The 22744-nt window shown below is 61.6% G+C and carries 22 protein-coding genes; 15 read left to right on the top strand and 7 right to left on the bottom strand.

Annotation, left to right across the window (positions count from 1 at the left end):
• Window positions 1-61 precede the first annotated feature (61 nt).
• Complete coding sequence (locus HU739_RS25545) at window positions 62-1378, bottom strand: bifunctional DedA family/phosphatase PAP2 family protein (RefSeq protein ID WP_186546785.1); 1317 nt, start codon at window positions 1376-1378, stop codon at window positions 62-64.
• Between the two features lie 165 nt (window positions 1379-1543).
• On the bottom strand, window positions 1544-2269 hold the full coding sequence (locus HU739_RS25540; protein ID WP_186546933.1) for a DNA-3-methyladenine glycosylase: 726 nt from the start codon (window positions 2267-2269) through the stop codon (window positions 1544-1546).
• Between the two features lie 176 nt (window positions 2270-2445).
• Between HU739_RS25540 and HU739_RS25535 the strand changes: the two genes are divergently transcribed.
• The 13 genes from HU739_RS25535 (at window position 2446) to HU739_RS25475 (ending at window position 15024) form a co-directional block, all read left to right on the top strand.
• On the top strand, window positions 2446-3717 hold the full coding sequence (locus HU739_RS25535; RefSeq protein ID WP_186546786.1) for a glutamate-5-semialdehyde dehydrogenase: 1272 nt from the start codon (window positions 2446-2448) through the stop codon (window positions 3715-3717).
• Window positions 3686-4408, top strand: a complete 723-nt coding sequence (nadD, locus tag HU739_RS25530; RefSeq protein WP_225922778.1) for a nicotinate-nucleotide adenylyltransferase — start codon at window positions 3686-3688, stop codon at window positions 4406-4408. The genes HU739_RS25535 and nadD overlap by 32 nt, the downstream gene beginning before the upstream one ends.
• Window positions 4409-4479: 71 nt before the next feature.
• A complete protein-coding gene (gene rsfS, locus HU739_RS25525) occupies window positions 4480-4974 on the top strand; it encodes a ribosome silencing factor (RefSeq protein WP_016773024.1) in 495 nt (164 codons plus the stop codon).
• A 9-nt stretch (window positions 4975-4983) separates the two neighbouring features.
• Window positions 4984-5451, top strand: a complete 468-nt coding sequence (gene rlmH / locus HU739_RS25520) for a 23S rRNA (pseudouridine(1915)-N(3))-methyltransferase RlmH (protein WP_011063671.1) — start codon at window positions 4984-4986, stop codon at window positions 5449-5451.
• 10 nt (window positions 5452-5461) lie between these two features.
• Window positions 5462-7357 carry a penicillin-binding protein 2 gene (gene mrdA / locus HU739_RS25515; protein WP_186546788.1) on the top strand — a complete coding sequence of 632 codons (1896 nt, stop codon included), beginning with the start codon at window positions 5462-5464 and terminating at the stop codon, window positions 7355-7357.
• Window positions 7358-7388: 31 nt separating this feature from the next.
• Window positions 7389-8492 carry a rod shape-determining protein RodA gene (gene rodA / locus HU739_RS25510; RefSeq protein WP_186546934.1) on the top strand — a complete coding sequence of 368 codons (1104 nt, stop codon included), beginning with the start codon at window positions 7389-7391 and terminating at the stop codon, window positions 8490-8492.
• 17 nt (window positions 8493-8509) lie between these two features.
• Complete coding sequence (gene mltB, locus HU739_RS25505) at window positions 8510-9520, top strand: lytic murein transglycosylase B (protein WP_186546789.1); 1011 nt, start codon at window positions 8510-8512, stop codon at window positions 9518-9520.
• A complete protein-coding gene (locus tag HU739_RS25500; RefSeq protein ID WP_186546790.1) occupies window positions 9520-10530 on the top strand; it encodes a septal ring lytic transglycosylase RlpA family protein in 1011 nt (336 codons plus the stop codon). Before mltB ends, HU739_RS25500 begins: the two co-directional genes overlap by 1 nt.
• Before the next feature lie 187 nt (window positions 10531-10717).
• Complete coding sequence (locus tag HU739_RS25495; RefSeq protein ID WP_186546791.1) at window positions 10718-11875, top strand: D-alanyl-D-alanine carboxypeptidase family protein; 1158 nt, start codon at window positions 10718-10720, stop codon at window positions 11873-11875.
• 80 nt (window positions 11876-11955) lie between these two features.
• Window positions 11956-12231 (top strand): DUF493 domain-containing protein, encoded by a 276-nt coding sequence (locus tag HU739_RS25490; protein WP_186546792.1) that lies wholly within the window; start codon window positions 11956-11958, stop codon window positions 12229-12231.
• Window positions 12231-12878, top strand: a complete 648-nt coding sequence (gene lipB, locus HU739_RS25485; RefSeq protein WP_039761815.1) for a lipoyl(octanoyl) transferase LipB — start codon at window positions 12231-12233, stop codon at window positions 12876-12878. Before HU739_RS25490 ends, lipB begins: the two co-directional genes overlap by 1 nt.
• A gap of 25 nt (window positions 12879-12903) precedes the next feature.
• Entirely contained in the window at window positions 12904-13902 is a 999-nt protein-coding gene (gene lipA, locus HU739_RS25480) for a lipoyl synthase (RefSeq protein WP_169432710.1), read from the top strand.
• 174 nt (window positions 13903-14076) lie between these two features.
• On the top strand, window positions 14077-15024 hold the full coding sequence (locus HU739_RS25475; RefSeq protein WP_186546793.1) for a S66 peptidase family protein: 948 nt from the start codon (window positions 14077-14079) through the stop codon (window positions 15022-15024).
• Between the two features lie 101 nt (window positions 15025-15125).
• On the opposite strand, the gene HU739_RS25470 is transcribed toward HU739_RS25475, so the two are convergent.
• From HU739_RS25470 to leuS, 5 genes are all read right to left on the bottom strand, one after another.
• On the bottom strand, window positions 15126-16448 hold the full coding sequence (locus tag HU739_RS25470; protein WP_186546794.1) for a lytic murein transglycosylase: 1323 nt from the start codon (window positions 16446-16448) through the stop codon (window positions 15126-15128).
• A gap of 61 nt (window positions 16449-16509) precedes the next feature.
• Window positions 16510-16674: an alternative ribosome rescue factor ArfA gene (gene arfA / locus HU739_RS25465; protein WP_186546795.1), complete on the bottom strand. Its 165-nt coding sequence runs from the start codon at window positions 16672-16674 to the stop codon at window positions 16510-16512.
• Between the two features lie 178 nt (window positions 16675-16852).
• Complete coding sequence (gene holA, locus HU739_RS25460; RefSeq protein ID WP_186546796.1) at window positions 16853-17890, bottom strand: DNA polymerase III subunit delta; 1038 nt, start codon at window positions 17888-17890, stop codon at window positions 16853-16855.
• 39 nt (window positions 17891-17929) lie between these two features.
• Entirely contained in the window at window positions 17930-18535 is a 606-nt protein-coding gene (locus tag HU739_RS25455; protein WP_186546797.1) for an LPS-assembly lipoprotein LptE, read from the bottom strand.
• Between the two features lie 88 nt (window positions 18536-18623).
• Complete coding sequence (leuS, locus tag HU739_RS25450) at window positions 18624-21230, bottom strand: leucine--tRNA ligase (RefSeq protein WP_186546798.1); 2607 nt, start codon at window positions 21228-21230, stop codon at window positions 18624-18626.
• A gap of 255 nt (window positions 21231-21485) precedes the next feature.
• Between leuS and HU739_RS25445 the strand changes: the two genes are divergently transcribed.
• Both HU739_RS25445 and HU739_RS25440 read left to right on the top strand, forming a co-directional pair.
• Window positions 21486-21809, top strand: coding sequence for a hypothetical protein (locus HU739_RS25445; protein ID WP_186546799.1), 324 nt, complete (start codon window positions 21486-21488; stop codon window positions 21807-21809).
• 105 nt (window positions 21810-21914) lie between these two features.
• Window positions 21915-22694, top strand: coding sequence for a YdcF family protein (locus HU739_RS25440; RefSeq protein ID WP_186546800.1), 780 nt, complete (start codon window positions 21915-21917; stop codon window positions 22692-22694).
• The last annotated feature ends 50 nt before the right edge of the window (window positions 22695-22744 follow it).

Below are 22744 nucleotides of genomic sequence, written 5' to 3'. Positions count from 1 at the left end.
GAGATAGCGCCACTCTCATCGGCAATACGTTGAGAGTGGCTTGAAGAGGCGTGATGGCGGGTTAGTAAGCGTAACGAAGCATCGTATGCGGCAAATGGCGCAGGACAAACAGGCTGAACAGCAAGACCAGGGCTGGCAGAATCAGCCACCAGACCTTGAATGGCATGGCGTTGAGTGGCGTTCGGCGCTGGCTCAGCCACAGGCCTGCGGCGCAGACACAGGCTGCCAGCATTGCGCCGGCGAGAATGTCCGTCGGCCAGTGCGCGCCCAGGTATACCCGCGACAGGGCAATCGCCAACGCCGGGATGCAGCCCACCAGCAGCCAGGTCAGGCGCATGCGTGGTGGTTGCCCGCGGCCGGCAAGCACCGCCAGGGTCAGGAACAGCGCAAAGGCGCCGGAGGCGTGGCCGCTGGGCATGCTGTAACTGGTCAATGGGTCCGTCAGCACTTCCGGGCGGACCCGGGCGAAAAAGTGTTTGGTCGTGGTGTTGAGCAACGCGGTGCACAGCAACGTGCCACCGGTGAAGATCGCATGCCGCCATTGCCGACACAGCAATAGCAGGCCGGTGAGCAGGGCGCTGAACACGAGCATGTTGTGAAACTCACCGATCAGGGTCAGCGTGACGGCGATCTCATCAAGCGTCGGTTGGCGATGTTCCTGTACCAGCGTCATCACGCCTTGGTCGAGCGCGGTCAGGTAGGGGAAACCGATGAACAGACCGATCAGAATCAACAGACTCATGCTGCTGATCCAGATCGTTGCGCGGCGATGGCGGCGCAGGCTGCTGTTGACGCTCATGCCGACCATCACCGCGATACTGGCAGCGACGATCCCGGCTTCGAGCCAGAAACCCTCGGGCAATGGCAAACGGAATGCCGCACCCGTGGCCCAGCCCGGCAGCAGGTAGGCCAGGCTCCAACCGGCAGCCGCCAGCAGGCTGACAGCAAAAAACCGCGGGAAGGGCATGTCGCACATGCCGGCGACCATCGGCAACATGGGCCGCAGCGGGCCGATGAAGCGTCCGACCAGCAGGCTGGCGATGCCATAGCGCTGGAAATAGGATTCGGCGCCGGCCATCCACTCCGGATGATGGCGCAGCCCCGGCAGGCGGCGGATGTTCTGGTGGAAATGCCGTCCGAGGAAATACGAGATCAGGTCGCCAAGGATTCCGCCCAGGAAACCCAGCAACAGCGTTTCGCTCAACGACAGTGCGCCGCTGCCGGCCAGCACCGCCACGGTAAACAACAACACCGTGCCCGGCACGATCAACCCGGCAATCGCCAGGCATTCCACACACGCGACAATGAAGACCGCGGCAGCCAGCCACTGCGGATTGGCGCTCAGCCATCCAGTGATGCTATCGAGCCATGGGCCCATACAGACAACTCCATCAAATCTTTAATTGATCCCGAAGGATGCATCGTTATCAGTGGTTGACTGATCCCCTGTGGGAGCGAGCCTGCTCGCGAATGCCTCGTGTCAGACGCAGAAACATTGGCTGGCACGCCCTCTTCGCGAGCAGGCTCGCTCCCACAGGGGATGTCATTTGGTTGCAGATTCGGCGTCAGCCCCGGGAAGCAGAAAATAATCCCGCCCTTCGACCTGACCGCGTCGCAGCGGGTTCCTTGTGCACCATTGCGCATAGGCGGCGTCAACGAAGCGGTACAGCAGATGCTCGTCCCGGCCCAGCGGAATGCCCAGTCGGGTGGTTTGAATAACGTGCGAGGGCTTCGGTCCGGTGTCCTCGACCAGCAACAGCTCGTGGTCAAAACGCTTGGCGTCCCACACCGGCACTTTCAACCCCAGCGCCTTGCACAGCAAGGTCTGCCCGGCGCACAGCTTCTGCGTTGGACGTGGGCGGCCCTGAGCATCGGGATTGTTCAGGAGCATCTGCGCCAGGCTCGCCGGGCCGCTGATTTCATCGACCCACGGATAGGCGGATTTGATCAGCACGGCATTGCCCGGCCCTTGGGCGCTGAAATTCAGCGAGTCGCCGCCACGGGCGTAATACATATAGATGTGGCCGCCATCCAGAAACAAAGCCTTACGCTTTTCCGTGTAGCCGAGCGAGGCGTGACTGCCTTTTTCCGCGCAGTAATAGGCTTCGGTTTCGATGATCCGCGCGCTCAACCACAAGTCCCCGATGCGATGGCGGATGACTTTGCCGAGCAGATCCTGCGCCAGCACTTGCGCGTCACGGTCAAAAAAACTGTCTGGCAGGCCCACCGGCAGGCGCTCGGTGGCGGGGCGAAGGTGCACGTTGGTCATGATGGGCAAGGTTTATCCAGGCTCAAGAGGTCGTGATGATAGCAACGCTCAGCTTAATTACGTCTGAACGTTGGCCAAATGCTGCTCATTTCGACCATCCGCCCGTCACTGCTGTTAGTCCCGGGACGCGACAGCTATAATCTGCCGCTTTCCTCTTTGCCAAGACCCCAGCAGCCATGACTGAGTCCGTTCTTGACTACATGACCCGATTGGGTCGCGCCGCCCGCCAGGCTTCCCGGGTCATTGGCCGTGCCAGCACTGCGCAGAAAAACCGCGCCTTGCAGGCAGCGGCCAATGCGCTGGACGCCGCGCGCGCCGAGCTCGCCGCCGCCAATGAGCAAGACCTGGCAGCCGGTCGCGCTAACGGTCTGGAGCCGGCCCTGCTGGAGCGTCTGGAACTGACCCCGGCGCGCATCGACGGCATGATCGTCGGTCTGCGTCAGGTCGCGGCGCTGCCTGATCCGGTCGGTGCGATCCGCGACATGAGCTTCCGTCCGTCGGGCATCCAGGTCGGCAAGATGCGCGTGCCGCTGGGCGTGATCGGGATCATTTACGAATCCCGTCCCAACGTGACCATCGACGCCGCCAGTCTGTGCCTGAAGTCCGGCAATGCGACGATTCTGCGCGGCGGCTCCGAGGCGATTCATTCCAATCGCGCGATTGCCGCGTGCATTCAACGCGGTCTGGCCGAGGCCCAATTGCCCGCCGCCGTCGTGCAAGTGGTCGAGACCACCGACCGCGCTGCCGTCGGTGCGCTGATCGCCATGCCTGAATATGTCGACGTCATCGTGCCCCGTGGCGGCCGTGGCCTGATCGAACGCATCAGCCGCGATGCCCGCGTGCCAGTGATCAAACATCTGGACGGTATCTGCCACGTTTACGTCAGTGCCCACGCCGATCTGCCGAAAGCCCGGCGTATTGCCTTCAATGCCAAGACGTATCGTTATGGCATTTGCGGCGCGATGGAAACCTTGCTGGTCGATCAGGCAGTCGCCGCTGACTTCCTGCCGGCGATGGCGGCGCAGTTCCGCGAAAAAGGCGTCGAGCTGCGTGGCTGCGAGCGCACCCGGGCGATCATCGAGGCTGTGGCTGCCAGCGAAGACGACTGGCATACCGAGTATCTGGCGCCAATCCTGTCGATCCGCGTGGTCGACGGCCTGGACCAGGCGATCGAGCACATCAACCATTACGGCTCCCATCACACCGACTCGATCGTCAGCGAAAACCTCGCAGACACCCGTCGCTTCGTGGCGGAAGTCGACTCGGCCTCGGTGATGATCAACACGCCGACCTGCTTTGCCGATGGATTTGAATACGGATTGGGTGCCGAGATCGGCATTTCTACTGATAAGCTGCACGCCCGTGGCCCGGTGGGCCTGGAAGGACTGACCTGCGAGAAGTACATCGTGGTCGGCGATGGCCAGTTGCGCGGCCAGGCGACGGTCTGACTTGACCGACCTCGAACCGACAGCGCCGCAGCCCGGCAGCGAGTCCCGTCCGCAACGCATTGGCGTGCTGGGCGGCACGTTCGACCCGGTGCACATCGGTCATCTGCGTGGCGCACTGGAAGTCGCCGAAGCGCTGGCGCTGGATGAGCTGCGCATGATGCCCAGCGCCCGGCCGCCGCACCGAGATACGCCGCAGGTGTCGGCGCAGGATCGCCTGGCGATGGTCGAAAGCGCGGTGGCCGGTTTGCCGCCGCTGGTGGTGGACGCCCGTGAATTGCAGCGGGACAAACCGTCCTGGACCATCGATACCCTGGAGTCGCTGCGCGCCGAAATGGCCGCCGAGACCCAGGTTTTTCTGCTTTTGGGCTGGGACGCATTTTGCGGCCTGCCCACTTGGCACCGCTGGGAAGAGTTGCTCCAGCATTGCCATATCCTGGTGCTACAGCGCCCGGACGCCGACAGCGAACCGCCGGATGCCTTGCGCAACCTGCTGGCAGCGCGTTCGGTGAGCGACCCGCTGGCCCTGAAAGGGCCGAGCGGACAGATTGCATTCGTCTGGCAGACACCGCTCGCGGTTTCCGCCACCCAGATCCGTCAACTGCTGGCCAGCGGTAAGTCGGTACGTTTCCTGGTGCCCGACGCGGTCCTGGCCTACATCGATGCGCACGGTCTGTACCGTGCGTCGAACTGAACAAGGCGTGCTTCACTGATACGAATCACCGTATCCCAAGCCGCCGAATACATGAGCAAAACGAGTTTTATATGACTGACAAAGATCTACCGAAAGTAAAGCGCAAAGGCACCTTCAAGAGCGCGCCGCTGCCTGAAGCGGTCAACACCAACGAGCCGCTCAAGGGCGACGAACTGGTCAAGATTGCCGTCGCCGCGCTGGAAGACGTCAAGGCCCAGGACATCCAGATCATCGATGTGCGCGACAAGCAGAGCATCACTGACTACATGATCATCGCCACCGGTACCTCCAATCGCCAGATCAACGCGATGCTGGACAAGGTCCGCGAAGAAGTGAAGAAACAGGGCGCCAAGCCGCTGGGCGAAGAAGGCAAGGGCGACAGCGACTGGGTGTTGCTCGACCTCGATCTGGTGATCGTGCACATGATGACCGCCTCGGCACGTCAGTTCTACGACCTGGAGCGTCTGTGGGCCGGTGCCGAGCAAAGCCGCGCGGCCGACGCCAAGCACCACAGCCCGGAAAACACCCACGAGCATTTCACCAAGCTCAACAAAGACCAGTTCTAAGGGATTGCTGTGCGACTGCGCCTGATCGCCGTCGGTTCACGCATGCCCAAGTGGGTGGAAGAAGGCTGGCATGAATATGCCAAGCGTCTTCCGTCCGAGCTGGCGCTGGAACTGGTGGAAATTCCGCTCAATACCCGCGGCAAGAATGCCGACGTGGCCCGTTTCATCCGCCAGGAAGGCGAAGCCATGCTGGCCAAGGTCGGGCACAACGAGCGGATCGTCACGCTGGAAGTTCACGGCAAGCCCTGGAGCACCGAGCAACTGGCGGTCGAGCTTGATCGCTGGCGGCTGGATTCGCGCACGGTCAATTTCATGGTCGGTGGCCCGGAAGGGCTGGCGCCGGAAGTTTGCGCCCGGGCTGACCAGCGCTGGTCGTTGTCGCCGCTGACGTTGCCGCACCCGCTGGTGCGGATCCTGATCGGCGAACAGTTGTACCGTGCCTGGACCGTGCTGTCCGGTCACCCTTACCACAAGTAATCCTGCCCCCATGACTCAGCCGATCCGCATCAAGGACCACGAAAAGGACGCCCGTCTGGTGCGCAGCCGCGTCGTGTTCGGTGCGATCGTGATCGTGATGCTGATCGGCGTGCTGATCGCGCGGCTGTATTACTTGCAAGTGATCCAGTACGAGTACCACTCGACGCTGTCGGAAAACAACCGCGTCCACGTGCAGCCGATTCCGCCGACCCGCGGGTTGATCTTCGACCGCAACGGCGTGGTGGTGGCGGACAACCGTCCGAGCTTCAGCCTGAGCATGACCCGCGAGCGTTCCGGCGACTGGCAACAGGTACTCGACGTCATTGTCGAGGTGCTGGAGCTGACGCCCGAGGACCGGGTGATCTTCGAGAAGCGCATGCGTCAGGGGCGCCGACCGTTCGAACCGGTGCCGATACTGTTCGAACTGAGCGAGGAGCAGATCGCCCGGATTGCCGTGAACCAGTTCCGCCTGCCTGGGGTGGAAGTGGTGGCGCAACTGGTCCGTCACTATCCGCAGGGCGCGCATTTTGCGCACTCGGTGGGTTATATGGGGCGGATCAACGAGAAAGAGCTGAAGTCGCTCGACCCGGTCAATTACAGCGGCACCCACCATATCGGCAAGACCGGCATCGAGCGTTTCTACGAGCCGGAATTGCACGGTCAGGTCGGTTACGAAGAAGTCGAGACCAACGCCCGTGGCCGGGTGTTGCGCGTGCTCAAGCGCACCGATCCGATTCCCGGCAAGGACATTGTCCTGAGCCTCGACATCAAATTGCAGGAAGCGGCCGAGGCAGCACTGGGCGGGCGCCGTGGCGCGGTGGTTGCGCTCGATCCGAAGACCGGTGAAGTGCTGGCGATGGTGAGTCAGCCGAGCTTCGACCCGAACCTGTTCGTCACTGGTATCAGCTTCAAGGCCTACGCCGAGTTGCGTGATTCCATCGACCGGCCGCTGTTCAATCGTGTGCTGCGCGGTCTGTATCCGCCGGGTTCGACGATCAAACCGGCGGTGGCGATTGCCGGCCTCGACGCGGGTGTGGTCACGGCCTCCAGCCGAGTGTTCGACCCGGGTTACTACATGCTGCCCAATTACGATCACAAGTACCGCAACTGGAACCGCACCGGTGACGGCTTCGTCGACCTCGACACGGCGATCATGCGTTCCAACGACACCTACTTCTATGACTTGGCGCACAAGCTCGGCATCGATCGGCTGTCGGCCTACATGAACAAGTTCGGCATCGGCCAGAAGGTCTCGCTGGACATGTTCGAAGAATCCCCCGGCCTGATGCCGTCCCGCGAATGGAAGCGCGCCACCCGCAAACAGGCGTGGTTCCCTGGCGAAACCCTGATCCTCGGGATCGGCCAGGGCTACATGCAGTCGACGCCGTTGCAACTGGCCCAGGCCACTGCGCTGGTCGCCAACAAAGGCATCTGGAATCGTCCGCACCTGGCCAAGTCCCTCGACGGGGTGAAGCCGGTGGACGACAACCCGATGCCGAACATCGTGCTGCGCGACCCGTCCGACTGGAACAAGGTCAACCACGGCATGCAGCAGGTGATGCACGGGGCCCGTGGCACTGCGCGCAAAGCGGCGATCGGCGCGCAATATCGCATTGCCGGCAAGTCCGGTACCGCGCAGGTGGTCGCGATCAAGCAGGGCGAAAAATACGATCGCTCCAAGGTTCAGGAGCGCCACCGCGACCACGCCTTGTTCGTCGGTTTTGCCCCGGCCGATGACCCTAAAATCGTCGTCTCGGTGATGGTCGAGAACGGTGAATCCGGTTCCGGCGTCGCCGCGCCCGTGGTGCGTCAGATCATGGACGCCTGGCTGCTCGATAAGGACGGTCATCTGAAAGCCGAATACGCCAGCCCAATCACTGCGGAGGCCTCGGCCCGTGATGAATAACTTCGATCGCATGCTCTCCAGCGAGGATGTGATGCGTCGCCGTGCGACGCTGCTGCAAAGGCTGCACATTGATGGGCCGCTGCTGATCCTGCTGCTGATCCTCGCCGCCGGCAGTCTGTTCGTGCTGTATTCGGCCAGTGGCAAGAGCTGGGATCTGCTGGCCAAGCAGGCCACCTCGTTCGGCATCGGTCTGGTGTCGATGATCGTCATCGCTCAGCTCGAACCGCGGTTCATGGCCCGCTGGGTGCCGCTCGGTTATGTGATCGGCGTGGTGCTGCTGATGGTCGTCGACATCATGGGCCACAATGCCATGGGTGCCACGCGCTGGATCAACATCCCCGGGGTGATCCGCTTCCAGCCGTCGGAATTCATGAAGATCCTCATGCCGGCGACCATCGCCTGGTATCTGTCCAAACGCACCTTGCCGCCGCAACTCAAGCACGTCGGCATCAGCCTGATGCTGATTGGCGTGCCGTTCGTTCTGATCGTGCGCCAGCCGGATCTGGGCACCTCGCTGCTGATTCTCGCCGGTGGTGCTTTCGTACTGTTCATGGGCGGCTTGCGCTGGCGCTGGATTCTCAGCGTGCTGGCGGCGGCCGTGCCGGTGTCGGTGGCGATGTGGTTTTTCGTCATGCACGACTATCAAAAGCAGCGGGTTCTGACGTTTCTCGACCCGGAGAGCGACCCGCTCGGCACTGGCTGGAACATCATCCAGTCGAAAGCGGCGATCGGTTCCGGTGGGGTTTTCGGCAAGGGCTGGCTGCTCGGCACCCAGTCGCACCTGGACTTTCTGCCGGAAAGCCACACCGACTTCATTATTGCCGTGCTCGGCGAAGAGTTCGGTCTGGTCGGCATCTGTGCGCTGCTGCTGATCTACCTGCTGTTGATCGGTCGCGGCCTGGTGATCACCGCTCAGGCGCAAACGCTGTTCGGCAAGTTGCTCGCCGGTGCGTTGACCATGACATTTTTTGTTTACGTTTTCGTCAACATCGGTATGGTCAGTGGCCTGTTGCCGGTCGTAGGGGTGCCGTTGCCGTTCATTAGCTACGGAGGAACTTCGCTGGTGACGCTGCTGTCAGCGTTTGGGGTTTTGATGTCGATCCATACCCATCGCAAGTGGATCGCACAGGTTTGAATAAGGTGAAGAGTTCAATGCAAGCAATGCGTGGCTGGGCGACTCGATGTGCGCCGCTGGTTGGCCTGGTGGGCCTGCTGGGGAGCGTGCAGGAAGCGCTGGCCGGCGACTATGAAGGCTCGCCGCAGGTGGCCGAATTCGTCGGTGAAATGACCCGCGACTACGGTTTCGCCGGTGAACAACTGATGGGTGTGTTCCGCGAGGCGCAACGCAAGCAGTCGATTCTCGACGCCATCTCCAAGCCCGCCGAACGGGTCAAACAGTGGAACGAATACCGCCCGATGTTCATCACCGACGCGCGCATCGCCCGCGGCGTGGACTTCTGGCGTCAGCACGAGGCGACACTGGCCCGTGCCGAGCAGGAATATGGCGTGCCGGCACAAGTCATCGTGTCGATCATCGGCGTAGAGACCTTTTTCGGACGTAATACCGGTAATTTCCGCGTCATCGACGCTTTGTCGACCCTCGGTTTCGACTATCCTCCCCGTGCCGAATTTTTCCGCAAGGAACTGCGTGAGTTCCTCTTGCTGGCCCGTGAAGAGCAGGTCGATCCCCTGACCCTCAAAGGCTCGTACGCCGGGGCCATGGGCCTGCCGCAATTCATGCCCAGCAGCTTTCGCGCCTACGCGGTAGATTTCGACGGTGACGGCCACATCAATATCTGGAACAACCCCGACGATGCGATCGGCAGCGTTGCCAGCTATTTCAAGCGTCATGGCTGGGTTGCCGGCGAACCGGTGGTCAGCCGCGCCGATGTGCGTGGCGAGCAGGCCGATGAGGGCTTGACCACCGGCATCGAGCCGGTGAAGACGGTGGCGGAGTTGCGGGCGCTGGGCTGGTCAAGTCATGATGCGCTGCGCGATGATATGCCGGTTACTGCATTTCGCCTTGAAGGCGACAATGGCCCGGAATACTGGATGGGCCTGAAGAATTTTTACGCAATCACGCGTTATAACCGCAGCGTGATGTACGCCATGGCCGTACATCAACTGTCTGAACAGCTGGTACAAGCACGGGGCGTCAAGTAATGCAGGCATTGCCTAACAACAAACCCCTGAAGCTGGTGGCTTTCGCTGCGTTGGCAGTCCTGGTCGCCAGTTGCACGACCAGCCGCACGCCGACGCAGAAGACCCCGTCCACCGCTGTCCGCGCCCAACCGGGCCTGGACATCAACCGCGCGCACAAAGATGGCGCGCCGTGGTGGGACGTTGATGTTTCGCGCATCCCCGATGCGACACCGACCCTGCACACCGGCCCGTACAAGGCCAACCCGTACACCGTGCTGGGCAAGACCTACTTTCCGTTGCAGGAATCCAAGACCTACGTGGCTTCGGGCACGGCGTCCTGGTACGGCACCAAGTTTCATGGCCAGAACACCGCCAACGGCGAAGTGTATGACCTGTACGGCATGAGTGCCGCGCACAAGACCTTGCCGCTGCCGAGCTACGTTCGGGTGACCAACCTGGACAACAACAAGAGCGTGATCCTGCGCGTCAATGACCGCGGGCCGTTCTACTCCGATCGCATCATCGACCTGTCCTACGCTGCGGCGAAGAAACTTGGCTATGCCGAAACCGGCACCGCGCGGGTCAAGGTTGAAGGCATCGATCCGCAGCAATGGTGGGCAGCCAAGGGGCGTCCGGCGCCGCTGATGCTCAACGAGCCGCAAGTGGCGCAAAATAGCGCGCCGGTGATCACGGCTTCGGCCGGCACCGTCGAGCAGTGGACGCCACCGCCGCAACAGCACGCTGCGGCCGTAGTGCCGGTGCAGATCGATGCAAAAAAAAACGCTTCTGCACCAGCGTCTGGCCAGTATCTGCAGGTGGGCGCGTTCGCCAACCCGGACGCTGCCGAACTGCTGAGGTCGAAGCTCAGCGGGATGGTGAGCGCTCCGGTGTTCATCAGCTCGATCGTGCGCAATCAGCAGACCCTGCACCGGGTACGCCTGGGGCCGATCGGCTCGCCGGGTGAGATCGCCCAGGTGCAGAACAGCGTGCGCCTGGCCAACCTGGGTTCGCCCAGTGTGGTCACCGAGTAATACGTAGACCTTGATTGACGGTTCACTTGCGGTATTCGGGGGGTGAACCAGGTTGTTGGCTCGTCGAAGAACAAAAGCCCGGCAAGGGTGACTGGAGTGAGCAACTGAACACGCGATGGCCCGTTAGAAGGCTGTCTGAATAAGTTTTGCCTTCGGGCAAGTTTCCATTAGCGATTTCGAGAGACGGATGAACATCACCACCTTTGCCAAACGCCTGTGTCTGCTAGTCCCGCTGCTCCTCTCGCCAGCCGCTTTTGCGGCCGAGATGATGCCGTCGCCACCACAACTGGCTGCCAAGGCCTACGTTCTGATGGACGCCAGCAGCGGCAACGTGCTGGTCGAAAACAATGGCGACCAGCGTCTGCCACCGGCCAGCCTGACCAAGCTGATGACCGCGTACATCGCGACCCTGGAAATCCGTCGCGGCCAGATCGGTGAAAACGACCCGGTGACCGTCAGCGAAAACGCCTGGCGCACCGGCGGTTCGCGGATGTTCATCAAGGTCGGCTCGCAAGTCACGGTCAGCGACCTGCTGCACGGCATCATCATCCAGTCCGGCAACGACGCCAGCGTCGCCCTGGCCGAACACATCGCCGGCAGCGAAGACGCATTCGCCGACCTGATGAACAAGACCGTCACCGAACTGGGCATGACCAACACCCACTTCATGAACCCGACCGGTCTGCCGAACCCTGAGCACTACTCGTCCGCGCACGACATGGCGATCCTGGCCCGCGCGATCATCCACGAAGACCCGGCTCACTATGCGATCTATTCGCAGAAAGAGTTCTTCTGGAACGGCATCAAACAGCCGAACCGCAACCTGCTGCTGTGGCGCGACAAGACCGTTGACGGTCTGAAAACCGGCCACACCGATGAAGCCGGCTACTGCATGGTGTCCTCGGCGGTACGTGACGGCCAGCGCCTGATCGCCGTGGTGTTCGGCACCAACAGCGAAGTGGCTCGCGCCGCTGAAACCCAGAAGCTGCTGACCTACGGTTTCCGCTTCTTCGAAACCCAGACCTTCTACCAGAAGGGCACTGAACTGGCGCAGGCGCCGGTGTGGAAAGGCACCACCAACCAGGTCAAGGCCGGCCTGGCGCAAGACCTGACCATGACTCTGCCGAAGGGCCAGCTGAAGAAGCTCGCTGCGAGCATGACCATGAACCCGCAACTGGTTGCGCCAATCGCCAAGGGCGACGTGATCGGTAAAGTCGAAGTCAAACTGGAAGACAAGGTCGTTCACAGCGCTGACCTGATCGCTCTGGATGGCGTCGAGGAGGGTGGTATCTTCCGCCGCATGTGGGATAGCATCCGTCTATTCTTCTACGGCTTGTTCAACTGATTTAGTGTTGACCTGCATGGCCCCGCCCCGATCCGGTGCGGGGCCATGTGCGTTACCACGGCTTAAGAGGCCGTTACGCCATGACCGATACCGAAGTAAAGGCGCCAAAGATCGAATTCCCTGTCACGGATTATCCCGTCAAGGTGATCAGCGATACGGGCGTGGGCCACAAAGACAAGATCATCGAAATCGTGAAAAAATTCGCGACTATCAACGATGAGCGGGTCGATGAACGCTCAAGCAGCAATGGCAAATACACCACCATTCAGTTGCACATCGTCGCCACCGACCAAGACCAGCTGTACAACATCAACAGCGAACTGCGGGCGACCGGCTTCGTACACATGGTGCTGTGATGCACGGCACGCTGGGCTTTCGCGAGCTGGGCCAGATGGCGTACGAGCCGGTCTGGCATGCCATGCAGCGCTTTACCAACGAACGCGGCAGCGATGCCGCCGATGAAATCTGGCTGGTCGAACACCCGCCGGTGTTCACCCAGGGCCAGGCGGGCAAGGCCGAGCATTTGCTGCTGCCGGGCGATATTCCGGTGGTGCAGGTCGATCGTGGCGGCCAAGTGACTTATCATGGCCCCGGGCAATTGGTGGCTTATCTGTTGCTGGATGTGCGCAAGCTGGGATTCGGCGTGCGTGATCTGGTCAGCCGCATGGAAGCCTGCCTGATCGAACTGCTGGCCAGCTACGGCGTCACCGCCGCCGCCAAGCCAGATGCTCCCGGCGTGTACGTCGATGGAGCGAAAATCGCTTCTCTGGGTTTGCGCATTCGCCACGGTTGCTCCTTTCACGGCCTGGCCTTGAACGTGGATATGAACCTGGAACCGTTTCGACGGATTAATCCCTGCGGCTACGCCGGGCTGGCGATGACCCAGCTGAGTGACCACGCAGGATCGATTGAATTTGCCGAGGTAAGTGCCCGGCTGCGCGCGCAGCTCGTCAAACACCTCGACTATGCTGAGCAGACGACCCTCACGGGCGGAATCGACTGATATGACTACTGATGCAGTGCAAACCATGATCCCGACGCTCGACGTGACCGAGCGCCCGGCCCCGCGTCCCAAGGTTGAAGCCGGCGTCAAGCTGCGCGGCGCCGAGAAGGTTGCACGCATTCCGGTCAAGATTATTCCGACCACCGAACTGCCGAAGAAACCCGACTGGATCCGCGTACGCATCCCGGTTTCCCCGGAAGTCGACCGCATCAAGAGCCTGCTGCGCAAGCACAAGCTGCACAGCGTCTGCGAAGAAGCGTCCTGCCCGAACCTCGGCGAATGCTTCTCCGGCGGCACCGCGACCTTCATGATCATGGGCGACATCTGCACCCGTCGCTGCCCGTTCTGCGACGTGGGTCACGGTCGTCCGAAGCCATTGGACGTGAATGAGCCGCAAAGCCTCGCTATTGCGATCGCCGACCTCAAGCTCAAGTACGTGGTCATCACCTCGGTTGACCGTGACGATCTGCGTGACGGCGGCGCCCAGCACTTTGCCGACTGCATCCGCGAAATCCGCAAACTGTCGCCGAACGTGCAGCTCGAGACGCTCGTCCCGGACTACCGTGGCCGTATGGACATTGCCCTGGAAATCACTGCCGCCGAGCCGCCGGATGTGTTCAACCACAACCTGGAAACCGTGCCACGCCTGTACAAGGCCGCGCGTCCGGGTTCGGATTACCAGTGGTCGCTGACCCTGCTGCAACGCTTCAAGCAGATGATGCCGCACATTCCGACCAAGTCCGGCCTGATGCTGGGTCTGGGTGAGACCGACGACGAAGTCATCGAAGTGATGAAGCGCATGCGCGAACACGACATCGACATGCTGACCCTCGGCCAGTACCTGCAACCGTCGCGCAGCCACTTGCCGGTGCAGCGTTTCGTGCACCCGGACACCTTCGCCTGGTTCGCCGAGGAAGGCTACAAGATGGGCTTCAAGAACGTTGCTTCCGGTCCGCTGGTACGCTCCTCGTACCACGCCGATGAGCAGGCGAAGCTGGTCAAGGCAGAGCTGCTGGGTTCCTGATCCGGCCCTGAATGGAAAATGCCCGCAAGGCTTGAAATCCTGCGGGCATTTTTTTTTGCCTGTCCTACAGCTGGTGTTTATTTTTCCTGCAACTTGCGGGGCAACGGAGCCTCTTCTGTTTGTCCGCGTTCCTGACTACTGTGTGAGCATGATTTTACGCACGGAGATCCATGGATGACTGTTCGACCGACCCACACCCTGTGTCCGCACCGAGCCGTACCCGCACTGTCCTCGGAAGGGCTGATCGGTGTCATTGCGCCCGCAGGCCCGGGCGCACTGGACACCGATAAGGCGCTGCAATGGATGCGTGCCCGTGGCTATGGACTGAAGGTGTTTCCCGGTGTTTACGAGAAGGACGGCTATCTGGCCGGCAGCGATGAGGTGCGTCTGCGCGATCTGCACGCCGCGTTTGCCGATCCGCAGGTTGCCGCGATCATTTGCCTGCGCGGCGGCTACGGCACGCCACGGCTGCTGGATCGCATCGACTACGACCTGCTGAGCCGCCATGCCAAGCCCTTCGTCGGCTACAGCGACATCACCGCGCTGCATTTGGCGATCAGCCGCTATGCCGGGTTTGTGACCTTTCACGGGCCGCTGCTCAACGCTGATCTGCTGGGCGACAAGGAACCGCCGACGGTCACTTCGTTTTTCGCCATGCTGCGCGGGCAGATCAAGGCGGGCAGTGTGCTGAGCCACCCGGTGGCTTATCCGCTGACTACCGTAGAGCCGGGCATCGCCCACGGGCGTTTGCTTGGCGGCAATCTGGCGATGATCGCTGCGACATTGGGCACGCCTTATGAGATCGAGGTCGAAGGGGCGATTCTGTTCATCGAGGACATCAACGAGCCGCTGTATCGCATCGATCGTCTGCTGACCCAGATGCGTCTGGCCGGCAAGCTGGCCAGGTTGCGTGGGGTGTTGGTCGGTGATATTGCGGGTGTGGAGGTCGCGGCGCTGAATCGCTTACTGAAGCAGACCTTTGAATCGCTGCGGATTCCAGTGCTGTCGGGATGGCGCAGCGGCCATTGCGATCCGAACCTGACATTGCCGTTGGGCGCGCTGGTGCGGCTGGATGCGGGCAAGCAGGAGTTGATGCTGGAGCAGGATGTGGTAACCCGATAATTCGGGCGAAGCAAAAAAGATCGCAGCCTTCGGCAGCGCCTACATGGAATCGGTGATCATCCTGGAGGAGCTGCCGAAGGCTGCGATCTTTTGATTTCGCTTTATTGCGAGCGCAGGCTCTCAAGCAACTTATGCGTCGGATAACCATCCGCCGGCCAGCCCAGCGCCTGCTGGGCACTGCGAATCGCCTTGCGCGTATTGGCGCCGATAATCCCGTCTGCCGTGCCGGCATCGTAATTGCGCGCGCTCAGCAGCGTTTGCAACTCGATCCGCTCGGTGCGGCTCAGTGGTAGATCATCTTTCGGCCAGTTGCCACTGATCAGGCCTGCGCCGCTGAAACGCTCGGACAACAGACTCACCGCCAGCGCATACGACGACGAATTGTTGTACTTGAGGATCGCCCGGAAGTTATCGAGGATCAGGAACGCCGGGCCACGATGGCCGGCGGGCAACAGCAGGGCGGCGGACAGTTGTTCGGAACCCGACGGGACCTGCGCGCCATTTGGCAGGGTCACACCCAGTTGGCGCCATTCGGCAACGCTTTTGCGAATCGCCCCGTCAGCGAGGGTGTAATTGAAGTTGGTCGGCACTTGCACTTCGAAACCCCACGGCTGGCCACGCTGCCAGCCCGAGCTTTGCAGGTAGTGTGCGGTCGAGGCCAATGCGTCGGCGGGGCTGCCCCAGATATCGCGGCGACCGTCACCGTCGAAGTCCACCGCGTGGGTGTTGTAAGTGGTCGGAATGAACTGGGTCTGGCCCATCGCGCCGGCCCAGGAGCCGAGCATTTTCTCGGGAGTGATATCGCCCTGTTGCAGAATTTGCAGGGCGGCAATCAGCTGCGCGTGGGCGAAACCCGGACGGCGACCTTCATAAGCCAGGGTCGCCAGTGAGTTGATCACCGATTTGCTGCCCTGGAACTGGCCGAAGTTGCTTTCCATGCCCCATACCGACACCAATGCCTGGCGATCAACGCCATAACGCTGCTCAATGCTTTGCAGAATGTCGGCGTACTGCTCGATCAGTGCCTGACCTTTTCGCACCCGCAATGGCGACAGCGCACCGTCGAGGTATTCCCATACCGGACGGGAGAATTCCGGCTGGCTGCGATCGGCGCGAATCACGCTGGCATCGAAGCTGATGTTGGCGAAGGCGCGATCGAACAGCTCGGCGCGAATCCCGGCGGCCAGGGCATCCTTGCGGAAACCGGCCTGCCATTCGGCAAACGTCTGGGTGGGTTGAAGATCAAGCGGGTCGGCGGACGGCACTACCGGCGGGACGATCGCTGGGGCCGTGGTGACCGGGGCGGCTTGAAGCGGTTGTGCATCGGCGGCGGTGGGTTTTTCCGCACAGGCGACAAGCAAAATGAAGCTGGAGGCAGCGATCAATTGGCGGACAGGCCAACGACGGGAAAGACTTAAGGGCATGCACGGTTCCAGGAGATACGAATCAGGTGCAGACCTTAACATGAGCGGGGGGTACTGCGCTTCAGGCAGCCAGAAAGTAAGAAGCCTCCCAGTTGTCAGACTGGAAGGCTTCGCGGCGGTAGCTGCCTTTGCCCTTGGCTGGTCGTTCCTGGCGGCTGCGGAACAAGGGCTGGGCGACGATGGATTTGGCCTTGTTGGGGCCGTGTTTCGCTGGCTTTTTGCTCATGAGGTTCTCTCGGTGAGGTGGGTTTTGCGGGGGGAATAATCTGCCGATGCCTGGCGTCTGTCCAGTAACAGTTGTATACGAATGTTATGGCGTCTTCGAGCAGGCTCGCTCCCACATTGGAACGCGGTCACCTGTGGGAGCGAGCCTGCTCGCGAATGGGCGTGATGCGGTCGAATGCCTACTCGGCAGGAAGTGTCAGACGCTGACCGGTCATCAACAGCGCCAACCGACTCAGGCTCATCCACGGCGAACCCGCCGCCTGACCCTTGATCTGCGCATCGATACGCTGAGCTTCGAGCAACAACTGCGCCCAGCGTTGCGCCGAGTAGCGTTGCAGGGCCTTGCTCATCAGGGGTTTGCGCTTGTCCCAGACCGGCGGTTTCGCCTGGCTGAAACATTTGTCCAGCGGCGTGCCCTGACTGTACTGCAGCGAGATATTGGCCAGCAGGCGCAACTCCCGCGCCAGCGCCCAGAGAATCACCGGCGGCTCGACGCCCTCACCGCGCAGACCTTCAAGCATGCGCAAGGCGTGGGCCGGTTCGCCGTTGAGCACCGCGTCGGTCAGGCCGAACACGTCAAAACGCGCACTGTCCGCGACGGCGGCCTGAACGGTTTCAAGGGTGATCTGCCCACCTTCGGCCATCAGTTTGAGTTTTTCGATTTCCTGCGCGGCGGCGAGCAGGTTGCCCTCGACTCGCGCGGCAATCAGTTCGACAGCGTCCTGACTCGCCGATAGCCCGGCCTGAGAGAGGCGCTGACGAATCCAGCTCGGCAATTGATTGGCGTCCACCGGCCAGATCTGAATGAACTGGGTTTGCTGGCCTTCGACCAGCGCCTTGCCCCACTTGGTTTTCTGCGCGCTGCCATCGAGCTTGGGCAGGCTGATCAGCAGCACCGTGTCTTCAGCGGGGCGCGAGCAGTATTCGATAAGTGCCGCGGCACCTTTGTCACCGGGCTTGCCCGAAGGCAGGCGCAATTCCAGCAGGCGTTTTTCCGAGAACAACGACATGCTGGCGCCGGCCTGCAACAACGTGCCCCAATCGAAATTGGCGTCGGCGGCGAAGACCTGGCGTTCGTCGAAACCTTGCTGGCGAGCAGCGCTGCGGATAGCGTCGGCGGCTTCCTGACACAGCAGCGGGTCATCGCCACTGATGATGTAGACCGGCGCAAGAGCGCCTTGCAGGTGTTTGCCGAGTTGAGCGGGAGCGAGCTTCATAAGGAAGGGCGAGCGGGGCGCCTGGGCGCCCCGGTCGTCTTACTGCTGCGGGATTTCGAGCGGCGACTGACGCGGGGTTTCCGCCTCAGCCTTTTGCGCCGCTTCCAGTGCGTCGGCTTCTGCCTTGGCACGGTCGTTGGCGGTTTGCTGCAATTGTTGCAGTTGACCCGGGGTCAGTTGCTGCAGGCGCAGCATCATGCGCTGAACCAGCTCACGGCGGGTCTCACGGCGGGCGTCATTGGCTTCCTGATCGGAACCGACGAGGTTGTTGCCGTCATGGATGAACACTTTCTGCACTTCAAGCTTGTCGCTCAGCAGTTGCAGGTTGTTCTCGCCGCGGATGTCATAGCTCAGGATAGTGCTGACCTGATACTCGCCTGTACGACCGGCGCCGGCATAGCTGAGGATGCGCTGGCTTTCCTGCTCGTCAGCCAGGAACAGTTTGTACGGCGCGCCGCTGTAAACCTTGACACCGCTGGACTCCAGTACCTGACGCAGCTGAGTCACGGTTTCGCCATAGGCGTTACGGGCGCTCAGGTCGAGTTCCTTGATAGACAGTTCATTGGTGCCAGTGCCACGCAGCTGGAAACCGCAGGCGCTCAGCAGGACAGCGAGGCCCATCACCAGCAGATTGCGTTTGATCATTGTGTTGCTCCCCTTGAAACCATGTGGGCCGACCCGGCGGCCCGAAAGGTTTTACAGGGCGCCGGGCAAGCCCGACACCCAATCCAATTTAGCTGGCAACGATGTTGACCAGTTTGCCCGGCACCACGATCACTTTACGAATCGTCAGGCCATCGACGAAGCGCAACACGTTTTCGTTGACCCGAGCGGCCGCTTCGACTTCTTCGCGGGTCGCGCTGGCCGGCATCTCGATCTGGCCGCGCAGCTTGCCGTTGACCTGAATAACCAGAGTCAGGTTGTCCTGCACCAGTGCGCTTTCGTCCACCGCCGGCCAGCCTGCGTCGATCACGGCGTCGGCGTGACCCAGTTGCTTCCACAGTTCGTGGCTGATGTGCGGGGTGATCGGCGCCAGCAGCAGCGTGACCGCTTCCAGCCCTTCGTGCAGCAGCGCGCGGTCCTGTTCGGTGCCTTGCGCGGCTTTTTCCAGCACGTTCATCAGCGTCATGACCTGGGCGATGGCGGTGTTGAATTTGTGGTTCTGGCCAACGTCATGGCTGGCTTGCTTGATCGCCAGGTGAATGGCGCGACGAACGGCTTTCTGCTCGTCGCTCAGGCCTGCGATGTCCAGTTTGCCCGGCAAGCCCTGGGTAACGTGGGACTGGGCCAGACGCCAGACGCGCTTGAGGAAACGGTGCGAGCCTTCAACACCGGAGTCCGACCATTCCGCGCTCATGTCGGGCGGCGAGGCGAACATCATGAACAGGCGGCAGGTGTCGGCGCCGAACTGATCGATCATCGACTGCGGGTCGACGCCGTTGTTCTTCGACTTGGCCATCTTCTCCGTGCCGCCGATTTCCACCGGCAGGCCGTCTGACTTCAGCTTGGCGCTGATGACCTTGGCTTTGCTGTCACGCTCAAGTTCCACGTCCGCCGGGTTGAACCAGGTGTAGGCACCGTTGGCTTCGCGACGATAGTAAGTCTCGGCGATCACCATGCCCTGGGTCAGCAGGTTCTTGAACGGCTCGTTGGAACTGACCAGGCCTTCGTCGCGCATCAGCTTGTGGAAGAAGCGCGCATAGAGCAGGTGCAGAATCGCGTGTTCGATACCGCCAATGTATTGATCGACCGGCAGCCAGTGATCCGCCGCGGATTTTTCGACCAGACCACCTTCAAAGTGCGGCGAGGCGTAGCGGGCGTAGTACCACGACGACTCGACGAAGGTGTCCATGGTGTCGGTTTCGCGTTTGGCCGGCGCGCCGCATTTCGGGCAGCTGCACTCATAGAACTCCGGCATGCGCGCCAGCGGCGAACCGGCGCCGTCCGGCACCACGTCTTCCGGCAGCACGACAGGCAGTTGGTCTTCCGGCACCGGTACGTCACCGCACGCATCGCAGTGGATGATCGGGATCGGGCAGCCCCAGTAGCGCTGACGGCTGATGCCCCAGTCGCGCAGGCGGAACTGGGTACGGGAGGCGCCCAGTTCCTTCTTGATCAGGGCGACTTCCATGGCGTCGAATGCGCCCGCGAAGTCCAGGCCGTCGAATTCGCCGGAGTTGATCAGCGTGCCATGCTCGCCATAGGCGTCTTGCCACGGCGCGGGGTTGGTATCACCGGAGCTGGTGCGCACCACCGATTTCACCGGCAGGTTGTACTTGTGGGCGAATTCGAAATCACGCTCGTCGTGGGCCGGTACGGCCATGACCGCGCCGTCGCCGTAGTGCATCAGCACATAGTTGGCGACCCACACCGGGAGTTTTTCACCGGTCAGCGGGTGCTCGACGAACAGGCCGGTCGGCAGGCCTTTTTTCTCTTGGGTGGCGACGTCGGCTTCAGCGACGCTGCCGCCCTTGCATTCGGCGATGAACGCTTGCAGCTCAGGGTTGTTCTGCGCGGCCAGGCTGGCCAGCGGGTGTTCGGCAGCAACGGCGACGTAGGTCGCGCCCATCAGGGTGTCCGGACGGGTAGTGAAGACTTTCAAGGTACCGGCTTCGCCGATCGAGTCGACGTTGTACGGGAATTGCACTTCCATGCCACGGGACTTGCCGATCCAGTTGCGCTGCATGGTCTTGACCTGTTCCGGCCAGCCCGTCAGTTCGTCGAGGCTTTCCAGCAGCTCATCCGCGTAGGCGGTGATCTTGAAGTAGTACATCGGGATTTCGCGCTTTTCGATCAGCGCGCCGGAGCGCCAGCCGCGACCGTCGATGACTTGCTCGTTGGCCAGCACGGTCTGGTCGACCGGGTCCCAGTTCACGGTACCGTTCTTGCGGTAGATCACGCCTTTTTCGAACAGACGCGTGAACAGCCATTGTTCCCAGCGGTAGTAGTCCGGCTTGCAGGTGGTCACTTCACGGGACCAGTCGACCGCAAGGCCGAGGCTGCGCAGCTGCGACTTCATGTAGGCGATGTTTTCGTAGGTCCATTTGGCCGGCGCGACGTTGTTTTTCATCGCGGCGTTTTCTGCCGGCATGCCAAAGGCGTCCCAACCCATCGGTTGCAGGACGTTCTTGCCTTGCATGCGCTGATAGCGGGAGATCACGTCGCCGATGGTGTAGTTGCGCACGTGCCCCATGTGCAGCTTGCCGCTGGGGTAAGGGAACATCGACAGGCAGTAGTAGGTTTCCTTGCCTGGCTGTTCACTGACTTCAAAGGACTTTTGCTCGTCCCAGAACGATTGGGCGGCGGCTTCGATCTCACGGGGCTGATATTGTTCGTGCATGGCTACTTTTGTACTGGATAGGGGTGGCCTAATCCTCTTCGACGGCAGCATTCGGGATGGCCCGGGTGCGCTGGAAGTGGAATGACAGGAAGCGCCGTAGCATACATGACCGCGCTTGGCCTAGGGAAACCCTGATTACAGCGGGTGGGCCCGGTCAAAGCGCAGCGAGGGCCGTTGGTCGCGGCGTGTAGCCGGTTTGCGCAGCGAAGCTAAGCTCTAACTGGGGAGTGAGTCTTATCTTCAATGAGGTGAGGGATGGTGGAGCAACGGAAAAAAAACGTAACGAAACCCGAGTTGTACGAAAGGCTGATCGATCGTCTGGGCACGGCCCTGGACGCCTTGAAAACCGCTGACCGGCTGCGCGACGAGCGCCCCCTGGAACTGGAACTGCGTGGCTTGAGCCCCGCCGAGTTCAAACTGGTCAAGGCCTATCTGGATCGAAGTGAGCGTGAAACCCACGGATGCCTGTCACAAGCAGTGAAGCAGCTCGATGCGGCTCATTCGGCCAAGGTCATCTGGCTCAAGGACAAGAAGCCGGCCAGAGAGGCCGTCAAGGTTCGTTCTCTGCAGGCCAAGTAACCCCATGGCAGGGCAAAAACGGGATCTTTTTCAACAGGATCCGACCCTGGCGGTTGTCGCATTGGATTAAGCCACTTAGGCTTCGGGCATCTCTGGAGATGCCCGATGCCGTTTCGTTATTTCGTCAAACAACTGCTCTTGCCGCCCGGCATTCTTTTATTGCTGTTGCTCGCCGCCTGGTGGTTGCGCCGCTCGCGGCCGCGACTGGCCGGGGTGTGCTTCGCCATTGGCTTTGGCGGCCTCTGGCTGATGAGCCTGCCGGTGGTCGTGCAGTGGGGCGCCAAGGCGCTCGAACGCCAGCCGCCGTTGGCCCGCGAAGAGTGGGCGACGCTGGCGCAGCGTGCCGAGGCGATTGTGGTGCTGGGTTCGGGGCGTGAGCGTGGCGATCTGGCCTGGGGCGACGATCAGCCGACCGGTATCGGGCTTGAGCGCCAGCGTTACGCGGCGCGTCTGGCGAAGGCGTCTGGCCTGCCGATCCTGACCAGTGGCGGCCTGCATTACGGTACGCCGCCAACCGAGGCGAAGTTGATGGCTGATTCGTTGCGCGATGACTTCGGCATGCCGGTGCGTTGGCAGGAAGGCGAAAGTCGCACCACTTGGGAAAACGCCAAATTCAGCGCCGGCATGTTGCTGCCGCAAGGGATCAAACGTGTCGTCGTGGTCACGCAGGCGTGGCATATGCCGCGTGCAGTGTGGAGCTTTGAGCAGGCGGGTTTTGAGGTGGTGCCGGCACCGGTGGGTTTTCTCGGCACCGACAATGCCCGGCCATTTGGTGGCTGGTTGCCGGAGTTCAAATCGATCTGGCAGAGCGGGCAGTTGCTTAACGAGGCGGTGGGGCAGGTGGGGTATTCGTTGTTTTACCGAGGTGATGCCCACCACAATTGACTCGGTGCTGTTAATGCACTCTTCGCGAGCAGGCTCGCTCCCACATTGAA

The organism is Pseudomonas hamedanensis (genome assembly GCF_014268595.2).
GTDB classification, from domain to species: Bacteria; Pseudomonadota; Gammaproteobacteria; order Pseudomonadales; family Pseudomonadaceae; genus Aquipseudomonas; species Aquipseudomonas hamedanensis.
Note: the sequence above shows the minus strand (reverse complement) of the source record. Positions and strands in the feature narration are given on the sequence as shown.